General features: G+C 72.5%; 15 protein-coding genes. 7 read left to right on the top strand and 8 right to left on the bottom strand.

All coding sequences use genetic code 11. The features are described 5' to 3' along the window. Positions 1-39: 39 nt before the first annotated feature. Positions 40-660 carry a hypothetical protein gene (locus ICC28_RS12360; protein ID WP_188288540.1) on the top strand — a complete coding sequence of 207 codons (621 nt, stop codon included), beginning with the start codon at positions 40-42 and terminating at the stop codon, positions 658-660. 20 nt (positions 661-680) lie between these two features. Here ICC28_RS12360 and ICC28_RS12355 read toward each other — a convergent pair whose 3' ends face one another. Together ICC28_RS12355 and ICC28_RS12350 are read right to left on the bottom strand one after the other, a co-directional pair. Beyond that, positions 681-1,511, bottom strand: coding sequence for a calcium-binding protein (locus ICC28_RS12355; RefSeq protein ID WP_223188745.1), 831 nt, complete (start codon positions 1,509-1,511; stop codon positions 681-683). 184 nt (positions 1,512-1,695) lie between these two features. Then, positions 1,696-2,937, bottom strand: coding sequence for an MFS transporter (locus tag ICC28_RS12350; RefSeq protein WP_188288539.1), 1,242 nt, complete (start codon positions 2,935-2,937; stop codon positions 1,696-1,698). A 132-nt stretch (positions 2,938-3,069) separates the two neighbouring features. On the opposite strand from ICC28_RS12350, the gene ICC28_RS12345 reads away from it, so the two are divergent. The 3 genes from ICC28_RS12345 to ICC28_RS12335 all read left to right on the top strand — a co-directional run bounded on the left by ICC28_RS12345 (position 3,070) and on the right by ICC28_RS12335 (position 5,255). Further along, positions 3,070-4,008, top strand: coding sequence for a LysR family transcriptional regulator (locus tag ICC28_RS12345; RefSeq protein ID WP_188288538.1), 939 nt, complete (start codon positions 3,070-3,072; stop codon positions 4,006-4,008). 272 nt (positions 4,009-4,280) lie between these two features. After that, on the top strand, positions 4,281-4,655 hold the full coding sequence (locus tag ICC28_RS12340; RefSeq protein WP_188288537.1) for a VOC family protein: 375 nt from the start codon (positions 4,281-4,283) through the stop codon (positions 4,653-4,655). A 57-nt stretch (positions 4,656-4,712) separates the two neighbouring features. Continuing rightward, entirely contained in the window at positions 4,713-5,255 is a 543-nt protein-coding gene (locus tag ICC28_RS12335) for a GNAT family N-acetyltransferase (RefSeq protein ID WP_188288536.1), read from the top strand. Positions 5,256-5,268: 13 nt separating this feature from the next. On the opposite strand, the gene ICC28_RS12330 is transcribed toward ICC28_RS12335, so the two are convergent. Continuing rightward, complete coding sequence (locus ICC28_RS12330; RefSeq protein ID WP_188288535.1) at positions 5,269-5,958, bottom strand: 2-phosphosulfolactate phosphatase; 690 nt, start codon at positions 5,956-5,958, stop codon at positions 5,269-5,271. A gap of 451 nt (positions 5,959-6,409) precedes the next feature. Here ICC28_RS12330 and ICC28_RS12325 point away from each other — a divergent pair, with 451 nt between their 5' ends. Then, positions 6,410-6,808: a hypothetical protein gene (locus tag ICC28_RS12325; RefSeq protein ID WP_188288716.1), complete on the top strand. Its 399-nt coding sequence runs from the start codon at positions 6,410-6,412 to the stop codon at positions 6,806-6,808. A 60-nt stretch (positions 6,809-6,868) separates the two neighbouring features. Here the strand turns inward: ICC28_RS12325 and ICC28_RS12320 are convergent, their stop codons facing one another. Continuing rightward, positions 6,869-7,198, bottom strand: coding sequence for an antibiotic biosynthesis monooxygenase family protein (locus ICC28_RS12320; RefSeq protein WP_188288534.1), 330 nt, complete (start codon positions 7,196-7,198; stop codon positions 6,869-6,871). 108 nt (positions 7,199-7,306) lie between these two features. After that, entirely contained in the window at positions 7,307-7,702 is a 396-nt protein-coding gene (locus ICC28_RS12315; RefSeq protein ID WP_188288533.1) for a RidA family protein, read from the bottom strand. 136 nt (positions 7,703-7,838) lie between these two features. Here ICC28_RS12315 and ICC28_RS12310 point away from each other — a divergent pair, with 136 nt between their 5' ends. Next, complete coding sequence (locus tag ICC28_RS12310; protein WP_188288532.1) at positions 7,839-8,813, top strand: helix-turn-helix transcriptional regulator; 975 nt, start codon at positions 7,839-7,841, stop codon at positions 8,811-8,813. 21 nt (positions 8,814-8,834) lie between these two features. Here the strand turns inward: ICC28_RS12310 and ICC28_RS12305 are convergent, their stop codons facing one another. Beyond that, positions 8,835-9,209, bottom strand: coding sequence for a hypothetical protein (locus ICC28_RS12305; RefSeq protein WP_188288531.1), 375 nt, complete (start codon positions 9,207-9,209; stop codon positions 8,835-8,837). A 188-nt stretch (positions 9,210-9,397) separates the two neighbouring features. Here ICC28_RS12305 and ICC28_RS12300 point away from each other — a divergent pair, with 188 nt between their 5' ends. Continuing rightward, positions 9,398-10,738, top strand: coding sequence for a ferric reductase-like transmembrane domain-containing protein (locus ICC28_RS12300; protein WP_188288530.1), 1,341 nt, complete (start codon positions 9,398-9,400; stop codon positions 10,736-10,738). Between the two features lie 19 nt (positions 10,739-10,757). Here ICC28_RS12300 and ICC28_RS12295 read toward each other — a convergent pair whose 3' ends face one another. After that, positions 10,758-11,435 carry a hypothetical protein gene (locus ICC28_RS12295; RefSeq protein WP_188288529.1) on the bottom strand — a complete coding sequence of 226 codons (678 nt, stop codon included), beginning with the start codon at positions 11,433-11,435 and terminating at the stop codon, positions 10,758-10,760. Then, positions 11,432-13,087 (bottom strand): serine/threonine-protein kinase, encoded by a 1,656-nt coding sequence (locus ICC28_RS12290; RefSeq protein ID WP_188288528.1) that lies wholly within the window; start codon positions 13,085-13,087, stop codon positions 11,432-11,434. Before ICC28_RS12290 ends, ICC28_RS12295 begins: the two co-directional genes overlap by 4 nt. Positions 13,088-13,207 lie beyond the last annotated feature (120 nt).

Here is a 13,207-nt window from a genome sequence, read left to right as displayed (position 1 = left end):
CCGTACCGCAGACACCGATGAAAGGAGCGGAACGCCCCCGTGCCCACTGACCACGCTTGCAGCGCAGCCGCCGAACAGGCCGCGCGCTGCCTCGCCCCCGTGCGTTCGGCGCTGATGCCCGACGGGCGGACGGAGTCGTCGTCCGCCGCCGAGGTCATGCCCGTCGTCCTGCGCAACTACCTGGGCGCGAACGCGCGGCCGCCCGCCGAGCGGGCGACGGGCGGCGCACGTCCGGCGCGGGTGGGTGTCGCCACGGGCGCGACCGCCCTGCAGAGCTGCCTGGACGGCCTCTGCGCCGAGATGAACGGCACCCTGGCCGCCTGGCACGCGGACCTCGGCCGCCACCTGCACGCGATGCTGACCGACCCGCGGGCGAGCGAACGACAGGCCGACGCCTGGCAGCCCGTCGCGGAGCTGCAACTGCGCGCACAGGAAGCCCTGATGCTCGTCGCCGACCGGGGGAGGTCCGGCGCGGCGGGGCCACGCCTGCTCGTCGCCCGGTTCGCCCTGCTGGAGGACGTGCTCGCGGGCGCGCTGCGCCGCATCGCCGTACCGGCCGAGACGGCCGCCGCCTGCGCGAGCGGACTGGCCGTCGCGGCCGGCTCACTGTTCGGCCTCGCCCTGGGACAGCAGGAGGACGCAGCCGACCACTACTTCTGACTCGGCTTCGTACGGTCGGATCAGGGGCGTACGTCCACGTAGTCACCGGCGGCCTTGGCCGGGCCGGTGGTGCCGGTGCCGGTGAAGTTCCAGCGCCAGTAACCGTCCCGGACCGCCTTGACCTTGGTGCGCAGGGCGCCGGTGCTGCTGGTGGTCGCGGTGGCCACCGTCGTGTACGTGTTGCTGTCCTTCGGACGGAACTGAAGCTTCACGGACCGGCCCGCGTACCCCGCGTACCGGTAGGTGTCCCAGTTGGCCCGCACGAGCTTGCCCGTGACGGTGAGGGTCGCGCCCTTGGCCACCGGTTCCGGCGAGGCGTCGACCGTGACCCGCGCGGCCCGCTTGAGGCCGAACGTCCCCACGCCGGGCGCGAAGACCCAGCCGCCGTCGTTGGCGTCGACCAGGGCGTCGACCGACCAGGTTCCCGCGTTGGCGTTAGCCAGGTCCACCGGATCGTCGCCGCCCGGGGCCGGGGGAGCCTTGACGCTGAACACCGTCGTGCACGCCGTGGCGGTCTCGCAGAACGCGTCGTTGGTGTAGAAGCCCCCGCGCGGCCCCTTCAGATCCACGTCGACGAACGACAGGCCGGAGTCGTCCGACCCGGTGACCGTCACCGGGAACACCACGTAACGGGAGATGCCCACGATGACGTCACGTCCGGAGTTGACGGTGACGCCGGTGACCACCGGGTCACCGGGCGTCGTACCCGACGCGGCCCCGGCCGAGGTGGCGACCCCCGCCAGGAGCACGGCGACGGCTCCCACCACGGCACCGCGCCGTGCCGCGTGACCGACGGGCCTGCGCCCGCTGTTCTGTCCGTCGTCGGACAGTGGTGCGGCTGAACGGCTCATGAATCCTCCCAGGGATGAAAGTCCCTCTGCCGACCACGGCGGTCGGCCGCGAGCACGGGGACGGATGCGTGTCACTTCCTACGACTGCCGACCCCGCCCGACCGTTGCCCCCCTTCGGCCCCCTGTTGTCCGCGTTGTCCGCCGCCGCAGGTTCCGGCCGCGCCCGTCGTACGCGCCCCGTCCCTCAGCCCCGGTTCGGCGCCGTCTCTGCCGCCGGGGGAAGGGAAGCCGAGCGGGGGAGGAGCAGCGGGGTGGCCAGCAGGATCAGACCGGCCAGGGCGATGGCCGTACGAGGACCGATCACGGCGCCCAGCAAACCCCACACGGCCGTCAGCAGCGCGGTCGCGACCTTCGTCGTCACCGACCAGGCAGTCAGCGTGCGGGCGACCCGGTCGGCGGGGGCGCGCGTGAGGCGGTAGGTGGCGTGGACGGGGTTGAAGACCCCGCAGCAGAGGATGAGCAGGAACTCGACGCCCATCACCAGCAGCAGTCCTCCCGCACCCGGCCCCGGAAAAGCCAGGCCGACGGGCCACAGGGCGCGGAGCGCTCCGGCCACCACCAGCACCTGGTGCTGCCCGAACCGGATGACGAGCGGCCGGGACAGCCACGAACCCAGCAGCCCGCCGAGGGCGGGTACGGCGAAGGCGAGACCGTACTGCCACGGTGCGAACCCGAGCCGGCCGAGCAGCAGGACGGCCAGCAGCGGCTGGGTGGCCATCACCAGCCCGTTGAACAGGGCGGTGTTGAGGAACAGCGGCCGTAGCATCGCGTCCGCGAGGATGTACCGCCAGCCGTCGAGCAGATCCCCTGCCCGCAAGCGCTCGCCCGCCGGGCGCACGGGCGGAGGCTCGTGCCCGCCCGTCGCACGAATGCCCAGCGCCGAGAGCAGATGGCTGACCGCGTCGGCCACCACCGTCGCCACCGGACCGAGGAGTCCGATCAGCACCCCGCCCAGCGGCGGTCCGACGATCGTGGTCGTCCAGGCCGTCGACTCGAACCGCGCGTTGGCGACGAGCAGGTGCTCAGGCGGCAGCAGCGTCTTCAGGTACGCGCCCGAGGCGGCCCGGAAGACGATGTCGGCCGCGGCGACGACCACCGACACCAGCAGCAGTTGAAGGACCGTGAGCACCCCGAGCGCATACGCTCCGGGAACCGTCAGCAGCGCCGCGCACCGCGCCAGATCCGTCGCGATCAGCACCTGCCGCTTGCGCCGGAACTCCACCCACGGACCGAGCGGTACCGCGAGTGCCGCGCCCACCGCGGACCCCACGGAGGCGAGCGCGGCGACCTCCGCCGGCCCGGCGTGCAGCACCTCGACGGCGATCAGCGGGAAGGCACCGAAGGCGAGCCAGGTACCGAGCGCACTGGTCCCGTACGCCCCCCACAGCCACCCGAACGACGGCCCCAGCCGCTGCCCGCTCCGCATATCCGACGCCCCCGACCTCGACCCGCACAACCCGTCCGCGACCCAAGGCATCAAAGCGAGCACCGCAGCCAGGAATCAAACAACCGCGGAGCCGCACGCCACAACCAACAGTTGTGTCCCTACCATGCCGACATGGACCTCGACTCCGTACGGACCTTCGTCGCCGCCGCCGAGGCGGGACGGTTCCAGGAGGCCGCCGCCGAACTGGCGGTCACCCAGCAGGCCGTCTCCAAGCGCATCGCCGCGCTGGAGCGCAGTCTCGGGGTGCGGCTGTTCACCCGCACCCCGCGCGGAGTCGAACTCACCATCGACGGGCAGGCGTTCCTGCCCCACGCGCGCGAGCTGCTGCGCGTCGCCGAGCGCGCGGTCACCTCCGTGCGCACCGGACACCGCCCCCTGCGTGTCGACGTGATCGCCTCACGGGGCGCGGCGACGGGCCTCATGCGGGCCTTCCACCGCGCACACCCCGACATCGACCTCGACGTGGTGATGCTGCTGGAGATCGAGACGGCCGTCGCCGCCCTGCGCTCCGGCACGATCGACGCGTCCTTCCGCGCCGTCGCGGCACCCGGCCGACCCCTCGCCGAGGACATCGAGTCCGTCCGCGTACTCGACGAACCGCTCCAACTCCTCACCGGCCCCGCCCACGCGCTGGCCGGCGCCCGATCGGTGCCCCTCGCCCGGCTCGCCCGGCACCGGATCTGGATGCCCGGCATCGTCCCCGGCAGCGAATGGGCCGCCTACTACGACGACCTCACCGCCGAGTTCGGCCTCACCATCGAGGCGACCGGCCCCAACTTCGGTTCCGACGCCCTCCTCGACACCATCGCCGACACCCCGGCCCTGGCCACCTTCATGGGCGGGCACACCCGCCTCGTCTGGCCCACCGGCCACGGCCTGCGCCGCATCCCGGTCACCGACCCCACCCCCGTCTACCCGCACTGCCTCCTCTGGCACCGCGACAACCCCCACCCGGCCCTCACCACCCTCCGCACCCACCTCACCACCACGACGACCGCTCCCGACACCGCCGGAACCTGGGCCCCGAGCTGGGCGATTCCTCGCCCTTGAGGCCGGTCTGCTGCCGCAGTGGCGGGCGCGCCCCACCGCGTCCCGACGGGTGGCGGCTGCGCTCGGATTCCGAGAGCTGGGAAGCCAGTTGAGCGTGCGTCTCGGCGGGTGAACACAGTCGCGCGGGGCTCTCTGCACCCGTCGGCGAGCGCGCCGCCACGAGACGGCCGGAGTCGACCCGGCGCGCCGCCTTGCATGCCCGCCGTGCCGGCGGGTACCCCCTCCCTTATGGGGGTGTCGCGGAAGCGGCCGACGAGCAAGGAGTGGTCCAAGTGATTCGAAAGCTGCAGGCGGTCGCGCTGGACTGCGCCGATCCGGTTCGGCTCGCGGAGTTCTACGCGGAACTGCTCGGCGGCCGGGTCGTCACGGACGCGGAGGACGCCGGCTGGATCGAGGTCCACGGATTCGAGGGGACCCCGCTGGCCTGCCAGCGGGTGGACGGCTACCGACCGCCCGAGTGGCCGGGCCAGGACCGCCCGCAACAGGTTCACCTGGACTTCGACGTGGACGACCTCGACGCGGAGGAGAAACGCGCGCTCGCCCTCGGCGCCACGGTACTGGAGCGCACGGACCAGATCCGCCCCGAGGCCAACTGGCGGGTCTACGCCGACCCCGCCGGCCACCCCTTCTGCCTCTGCCTCCACTGATCCCGCCGATCCCGCTCCGCCATTGCCCCGGCCCGCCCGGCCGGATACAAAGCTCGCATGCTGAAGGGCAAGAAGGTCGGCCTCAGAGCTCGACACGAGAATGACATCCCGGTCCTGCACGCCGAGCTCTACGACGACGTGGTCAACACCTCGCGGGCCGCGGGCCGACCGTGGCGGCCGATCACGCCCGGCTCGAAGGACTCGCAGTTCGTGGTGGACGACGCGGAGGAGGGACTCGTTCCGTTCTCCGTAGTGGAGTTGGACGGCGGCACGCTGATCGGCACCGCCATGCTCTGGGGCATCGACCACCACAACCGGTCCGCGCACATCGGGCTGGGCCTGCGGCCGGCCGCACGCGGCAACGGCTACGGCACCGACGTCGTCGCCGTGTTGTGCCACTACGGCTTCGTCGTACGCGGCCTGCACCGGCTGCAGATCGAAACCCTCGCGGACAACACCGCGATGCTGCGCTCCGCCGAACGCAACGGCTTCGTCCGCGAGGGCGTGCTGCGCTCCTCGGCGTGGGTGATGGGCGAGTTCCTCGACGAGGTGCTCCTCGGTCTCCTCGTCCAGGACTGGAAGGCGGACCCGGCGGGCTAGGAACTCCCGGTGCTCACACGGGGATCGCGGGCACGGCGCACGGGCGCAGGACCATCAGCGAGTCCTCCGGCGCCGCCACCATGGCGAAGGGGAACCGGTCCAGCTCAAGACAGAGCGCGACGTCCTCGGGATGAGCCCCTTCGCGCACCCCCTCCGTCAGCTCGGCGGCGGCCCGCGACGCGGCAGCGCGCCGCAGGAACTCGTCGGCATCCGTACCGGCCTCGACGGCCCGACCGGCGATGTACTGAGCGCATGCCAGGTCCTCGTCGGCCCTTCCGTCCTCGCCGGTGACCACGAACGTCACACTGGCGCACTCGCGGGTCCGCAACAGCCGAGCCGTCGCCTCCGCCACGACGAAGCCGGCGCACAGCACCAGCGACGCCTCCTTGACGGCGAGGGCCCCGACCGTACCCGCCGTGGTCTTCTGCACGACCGTCCGTCCGGTGAGGTCGACGGAGCGCAGCAGCCCCGGCGAGTTGACGGCGTCGAACCCGGGCGCGGGCGGACCGTCCTTCAACGCCACCCAGTCCGGATGGCGCCCCTTGAGCGCCAGAGCGTCCTCCAGCGACTCGGCCAGAACGATCTTCTCCGCCCCCTGGGCAAAGGCCCAGGCCGCCACCGTACAAGCACGCATGACGTCGACCACGACCGCCACGGACGGCACGTCGACGATCTCGGGGATACCGAGGAAACGGGAGTCCATACCGTTCATGATCGCAGGCGTCGGGCCCCGACGTCCCCGGAGTTGTGATGCGGAACGGCCCACGTCACTCAGCGAACGGACAGACCGCAGGCGGCGCGGCCCGTGCCGTTGTGGCGGCCTCGGCCGTGCCCGGTGCGGAGACGGCAAGGACGGCCACGGTGCGGAGACTCACCCGCGGGAGGTCGGCCGACATGCGTCGCATGCCGGAACGGCGTGCCTTCAGTGCCCACAACTCCCCGAGCGCGTCCGATGGTTGGCCAGGTAAGCCGGGCCGCCGCCGACGACGACGCCAGGTCGGCTCCGGGCCGTGAGCCCGCGCCGGATCCCACGCCGGACCCTGCTGCACGACGGCCCGCGCCGACGCGATAAGCAGGGGACCGCAGCAAGCCAACCCCTCGTAGAAACGGAGAAGTTCGTGCGGTCTCTGCCACGCTCCCCGTCCGGCTGGACCATGGCCGTGTTCGGCGCCCTCGCCTCCACCCTCGGCATCCTCGGCCTCGTCGCGCCGGACGGTCTGCTCACCGTCATGGGCTTCGCCGCCCCCGAGGGGTCCCGGCGCGCGGACGGAGACCACACCCTGGTCTTCGTGACCGCGTCCTCCATGGCAGCGGTCAACATGGGCGTGTACTACGTCCTGGCCGCCCTCTCCGACTGGAAGGCGTTCTTCCGCTGGACCGTTCCCTTCCGCCTGCTGACCTGCACGGTCTTCACTCTCGCGGTGATCGGCGGCCGGGCCCCCGCCGGCTTCCTGGGCGTCGGTCTGTGGGAGGGGCTCGGCGCGCTGCTCACCGCCGCGGCCCTGCGCTACGAGGCACGGCGCGCCCCCGTGGCCGACCGGGCCGGCGCCTGATGTCCACGAGCGAGCGGACACCGGGCGCCGGCCCGCCGGGAACTCCCGGATCCGTGGCCGCTACGCGCCCTTGGGCGCCGCCTGCTGCACCACGTCGAACGACCACAGGGTGGACCCGCCGGCCGCCGGCCGGGGACGCTCGCCGCCCTCCGCGCCGCCACCCTGGTGGGCCGCCTTCATCGGCCCCTCCATCCACGCCTGGAAGGACTCCTCGTCGCGCCAGCGCGTGTAGACGAGGTAGCTGTCGGTGCCCTCGACGGGCCGGAGCAGCTCGAACCACTCGAACCCGTCCGAGCTCTCCACGGCGTGCGCACGAGAGGCGAACCGCTTCTCCAGCGTCTCGCGCTGCTCGGCGGGGACAGTCAGTACATTGATCTTGACTACGCTCATGGCGCCCATCCTGCCGCACGGCCCCCGGACCGCGGGCGCCGCCCCGCGCAGGCGTGGACGCCGTGCACCAGGAGGTTCAGGAGACCCCGCTCCGGCGCAAGAGGCGCATCACGCGACAGCCGTCCCTTCGAGCTCGAGCATCTGGCCGGGGACGGCCAGCCGGCTCACGCCGAGCATCGTCGTGGTCGGCGCCACCCGGGCGGCGCCCAGCCGCCCGGCCAGCTCGCCGTAGTGCCGCAGGAGCAGATCGACGTCGGTGGTGTAGACGTTGAGCCGGACCAGGTTCGCCAGGGTCATGCCGGCCTCGCCGAGCACGGCCTCCAGGTTGGCGATGCTCAGCGCCAACTGCGCCGCCATGTCACCGTCGTGCCGGGGCTTGCCGTCACCGTCCATCGCGGTCTGCCCGGAGCAGTACAGGGTCCGTGTCTGCCCGGAGACGACTTCGCCCTGGTTGAATCCCATCTCCGCCGACCACGTCACCGGGTTGACTGCCACTCGTTCCACTGCCACATCCATTCCGTTCGACTCAAGGGAAGGACGTACGCCCGTCGGCGCGGTGCCGTCGGACTCCTACGTCGTGTGCACGAGCCTGCCAACGCATCACGACACCCTTCGTCATGTATTCCCGTAGAGTTCCCGAATGCGCGCCGACCGGTTGGTCTCGCTGGTGTTGCTGCTGCGTCAGCGCGGTCGGCTGACCGCCAACACGCTCGCCCGCGAGCTGGAAGTGTCCACCCGCACCGTGCTGCGGGACATCGAAGCGCTGTCCGCGGCCGGCGTCCCGGTTCATTCCGAACGCGGCCGGCACGGCGGGTTCGCGCTGCTGCCCGGTTTCCGGACCGAGCTCACCGGGCTGAACCACGACGAGACCCTGGCCGTGCTGACCGCCGTGTCGGGCCGCGGCGCGCGGGTCTTCGGCCTGGGACCGTCGCTCGCCTCGGCCGTACGGAAGGTGGTCGACGCACTGCCCGACAGCCACCGGGCCACCGCGAGCGACGCGGCTCAGCGCTTTCTCGTCGAGCCGGAGACCGACCTCCTCTCGCGCAGGGCGGGCATCGAGCAGGTGTCCGGCACCGCCATGAGCGAGGTCAGGCGCGCGGTGCTCGCCGGACACCAACTGCGCATCCACTACGCCCCGGAGGGGCAGGATCCGCGCTGGCGCACGGTGCATCCGATCGGCCTGGTCACCGTACGAGACCGAAGCTACTTGCTGGCCACGAGATCCGGCGCGGACCGCACCTACCGCCTGTCGCGGGTCCTGGCCGCCGAGGAACTGCCCGAACCGGCGCAGCGACCGGACCGGATCGACCTGGACCGGATCTGGCGTGAACGCTCCGCGCGGTTCCTTGCCGGCGGCGACCACGTCATGGTGTCGGTACGGGTCGATCCGGCGCGTCGGGAGGAACTGCTGGACACCGCGCTGGCCGTCCGCGCGGAGGAACCCGACGCCGACGGCTGGCTGCGGCTGGAGGTGACCTTCCAGGACGCACGCCACGCGGCATGGGCGATGTGGCAACTCGGCACCGACGCCGAGGCCCTGGCCCCACAGTCGCTGCGCACCACCCTGCACCAACGCGCCATGGCACTGGCCACCCGCTACGCGGACCCGACCTGAACCCCGAGCGGGGGACCCTCATCAGGCGCGGTAGGTGAACCGGCCGAGGTAGTGCAGAGCGGTCCCGTGCGGGTTGGTGACCACGTGGGGAGCGAAGACGCAGATCGCGGCATCGGCCGGCTCGGTCGACTCCACCTGGGGCAGCCATTGGTCGGCGTAGGAGGCCCCTCGGAGGAGTACCTCGGGGGCGACCGGCGCGAGGTGACCGTCGTCCGCGGCGTGGACGGCTTCGACGCACATCGGTTCGAGCTCGACGATCCCGGCCTCGCGCATGAAGACGGGCGGCTCGGCGTCCCCGTTCTCCGACCACCCTGCGTCGACATGGGCGCGGATGTCCTCGTACGAGGAGAATCGGCCGTGCCAGAGGAAAGCGTGCTCCATGCAGGCTTCGGTCACCCGGCGATTGTCGCCCGACACCGACCCCGCCCGCCGGGGGAGACCGGGACAACCCGGTCTGAACGGATCGGGGCCGCGGGCCGTATCCTTAGCCGATCGGGGTTCGCATTTGGTCGAGTTCCTTGGTCTTCAAGGTGTTTGTGCGCATTGGGTCGCGAGCGGCGCGGCCACGGGGGAGGGGACCGACCATGATGGCGACGAGCGACGCGGTGCGGGCGCGCACCGTGCTTCCGGTGGATGTGGCGCGCCGGGTGATGTGGGCCTTCGTCATCGCCAACGTGGCGGTCGTCGAGGGCCTGTTCCTCAGCGCCGGCGAGGGCAAGAACGACGTGCTCACCGTCGCGAAGTGGTTCGGACTGCACGCGGCGCTGCTGATGATGTTCCAACTCCTGCTGGTGGCCCGGCTGCCGTGGCTCGACCGGCGCATCGGGATGGACCGTCTCACGGTGTGGCACCGCTGGATCGGCTTCACCCTGCTGTGGACGGTCCTCACCCACGCCACCCTGGTGGTGCTCGGCTACGCGAAGCTCGACGACGCGTCCATGGCGAAGACGTTCGCCGCACTCAGCGGCGTTCCCGCCTCCTTGCTGGGCATGCTCGCCGCCGCCGTCATCGTCGTGATCGCCGCGGTCTCCACCCGGTCCGTCCGGCGTCGTCTGAGGTACGAGGTGTGGCACGGTCTGCACCTGCTGCTCTACGTCGCCCTCGGGCTGTCGTTCGTGCACCAGCTGCAGGAGACGACGACGTTCACGTCCTCCGCGTTCGCCGAGGCCTACTGGTGGGGTCTGTGGCTGTTCGCGTTCGGTGCGTTGCTGGTCGGGCGTCTCGCCCTGCCGCTGTGGCGCAACGCCTACCACCGGTTCCGCGTCGTGGCCGTGGTGCCGGAGTCGCTGAACGTGGTCTCCGTGTACGTGACCGGACGGCACCTCGACGCGTTCCCCGCCCGGGCCGGCCAGTTCTGCATCTGGCGGTTCCCCGGACACAACAGCTGGTGGACCGCCAACCCCTTCTCCCTGTCGGCGGCACCGGGCGGGCAGGGGCTGCGCCTGACGGCCAAGGCGGTCGGCGACACCAGCGCCGGCCTGCGGAACGTCCCGGTCGGCAGCCGCGCCTTCGTCGAGGGACCCTACGGTGCCTTCACGTCGTTGCACCGGTCCCGGCCCGGCACCCTGCTGATCGCCGGCGGCGTGGGGATCACTCCGGTGCGGGCCATGCTGGAGGAGCAGACGGGCGGGGACGTCGTCGTGCTCTACCGGGTGCGCAGCGAGGCCGACGCCGTGCTGCTGAACGAGGTGCGCCACCTGGTCGAACTGCGGGGCGGTCGGCTGCACCTGCTCGTCGGCCGGACCGGCGAGAACGGTGTTCCGCCGTTGGGCCCCAGCACCCTGCACCAGTTGGTCCCCGACCTCACCGAACGGGACGTGTACGTCTGCGGTCCGCCCGCCATGACCACGGCCGTGCTCGCCGCCCTGCGCGAGCTGCGGGTGCCCGCGCGGCAGGTGCATTCCGAGCGGTTCGGCATGGCCTGACCGCCGGACACGCGGGTCGTCACGGGCAGGCGTACGTGAACCGGGCGGAGGCCGCCTCGCGGGTCGGCGAGAGGATCTGAAGCTCGGCCCGCGCCGTGCGCTGCCCCGGGCCCTCGAAGGTCCACAGCAGATGCAGCCTCGCGTGCTTCTGGCCGCGGACCACCTCCTCGCGCAGTACGCCGGAGGCGGTGCCGTCGCTGCGGACCCAGCGGTAGGTGAGCCGGCCGGGACGGCCGTTCGTGCGGACCACGCCGACGACGTCCGCCGTCCCGTCGCACCCCAGGACCGCCGGCCGGGACGTGACCGTCACCGCGTCCACCTCGACGGACGGCCCGAGGCGCTGCCAGGCGAGGAACGCCAGCACGCAGAGCAGCACCAGGGCGGGCAGCGCGTGCCTGCGCCACCGCCGGCGAGGGGGTGCCGGGGGCACCGTCACCACGGGGAGCGTGCGGTGCGCGAGGGCGGCGGTGACCCCCGGGCCGAAGCGCAGTACCGTGCCTTCGACACGGTCGGGCGCGGTCGGCGACGGGGTCTCCGCGACGGGCGTGTCGTGCACGGTCGGCGACGGTGTCTCCGCCACGCGCGTGTCGTGCACGGTCGGACGCTGCACCCACTGGCTGCCCAGCACGGTGGCGCTGTACTCGGCGTCGGGGCGGTCCGCGTCAGGCGGGGGAGTGCGGTCGTCGGTGGCGCTCATCGCAGGTCGCACCGCCTGGTCAGAAGTTGGTCGGAGGCGTCACCGCCGGCGGGCACCGGGCTGGTCGTGACATGGATCGACCAGTAGCAGCCGGTGTTCTGGAACGTGTGCTCGACGGTGATCGAGTACGTGGTGGCGCCGCTGCGGGTGAAGGTCTCGGGCGCCCCGTCGCCGTCGCCGGGCTGTCCGCCGGTGTTGCCCGTGAACCAGGAGACGGTGACGGAGACCGGTCCGGTGCCGTCCGTGGTGACGTCGACGGTGGCGGTGGCGGTCGTAGGGCCCGTCTGGCGGAAGCCCGACACCGTGACGGACTTGACGGCGGGCGCGGCAGGCGCCGGGGGAGCGGTGGTCGTCGGTGCCGTCGTGCCCTCCGTGCCGCCGGGCGGGGCGGAGGTCGCCTCCCCGGGCGGTGCGGTGGACGCGGAGGGCTCCTCGCCACCGGCGCCCGCCGTGCCCGTGGCCGACGGGCCGGGGGACGACGAGGGGCCGGCCGAGACGGTGGACGTCGGCGTGGAGGACGGGGAGACCGACGCACCCGGCGCCGCGGACCCGTCCGGAGCCGTGCCGGACCCGGCACTGGTCGTGGCCAGGGCCCGGGCCGCCTCCTGCGCCGCGGTCCCGGCGTCCAGCGGGGTGCCGTACGTCAGGAGCAGGCCGAGAAGGACGGCCGCGGCCGACACCAGCATCCCGGGACGGCCGGGCAGCCAGGAGCGCGCCGGGACGGGCCGCGGCCCCTGCGACAGGACCGTACGCGCGCTGTCCGTGGTGGTGCGGGGCGTGCTGCGGGCCGAGGGCAGCAGCAGGGGCAGCAGAGCCACCAGCGCCGCGAGCCGGCCCCGGCCCCGCTCCTCCCAGTCCATCCCGTAGGCGGCGCCGGCGGCCGCCTCCAACTGCGCCACGAACTCCTCCGCCTGCGCGGGCCGCTGCGCCGGGTCCTTGGCCAGACCGCGGCGGACCAGCGCCCGCACCGGCTCCGGAACCTCCTCGGCCGGAACGGGCGCCTCGACGTGCTGCAGGGCCAGCTCGGCGAAGTTGTCCCCGGAGTACGGCCTGCGCCCCGTCAGGCACTCGAAGAAGGTGGCCGTGGCCGCGTACACGTCGGCGGCGGGTGAGGCGGGCGCGCCCGTCCACTGCTCGGGGGCCATGTACGACGGGGTGCCCGCCACGCCCGCGCCGGTGCCCGAGTCGACCGCGATCCCGAAGTCGACGAGCTTGGACGTCCCGTCCGGCACGACCAGGACGTTCTCCGGCTTGTAGTCACGGTGGACGACGCCGACGCGGTGGGCGTCGGCCAGGCCGAGCAGCGACCCCTTGAGGAGGGCGAGGGCGGCTTCGGGAACGAGAGGGCCGTGCCGGGCCAGCAGGGTGCGCAGGGAGACGCCGTCCACCAGCTCCATCACGATGGCGGCGCCGTGCGGGCTCTCCACGTACTCGTACAGACCGGTGACGTAGGGGCTCTCCAGCCCGCCGAGCAGCCGCGCCTCCGCCCGGAAGTCGTGGACGAAGCCGGGCCGGGTGAGCAGCGACTCGCTGAGGTACTTCACCGCGACCGCGACGCCGCTCTCCTCATGGACGGCGAGGACGACCCGCCCGCTCGCTCCCGAGCCGAGTTCGAGAGATCCTGTGTATCCCGGTACTTCCCAGGTGCTCATCGCATCCCCCCGCATCGCGCAGCCCTCACCACGCGCTCAGAGACACATTTTCGGCCACCGCGGTTGCACCGTACGCCCACCGCGGCTCACCCGGGCTTGATCGAGAAGAGTACGAAGTGA

Origin of the sequence: Streptomyces sp. TRM68416 (genome assembly GCF_014596915.1) — a bacterium.
Classification (GTDB): Bacteria; Actinomycetota; Actinomycetes; order Streptomycetales; family Streptomycetaceae; genus Streptomyces.
This window is presented reverse-complemented; position numbering and strand designations above follow the sequence as displayed.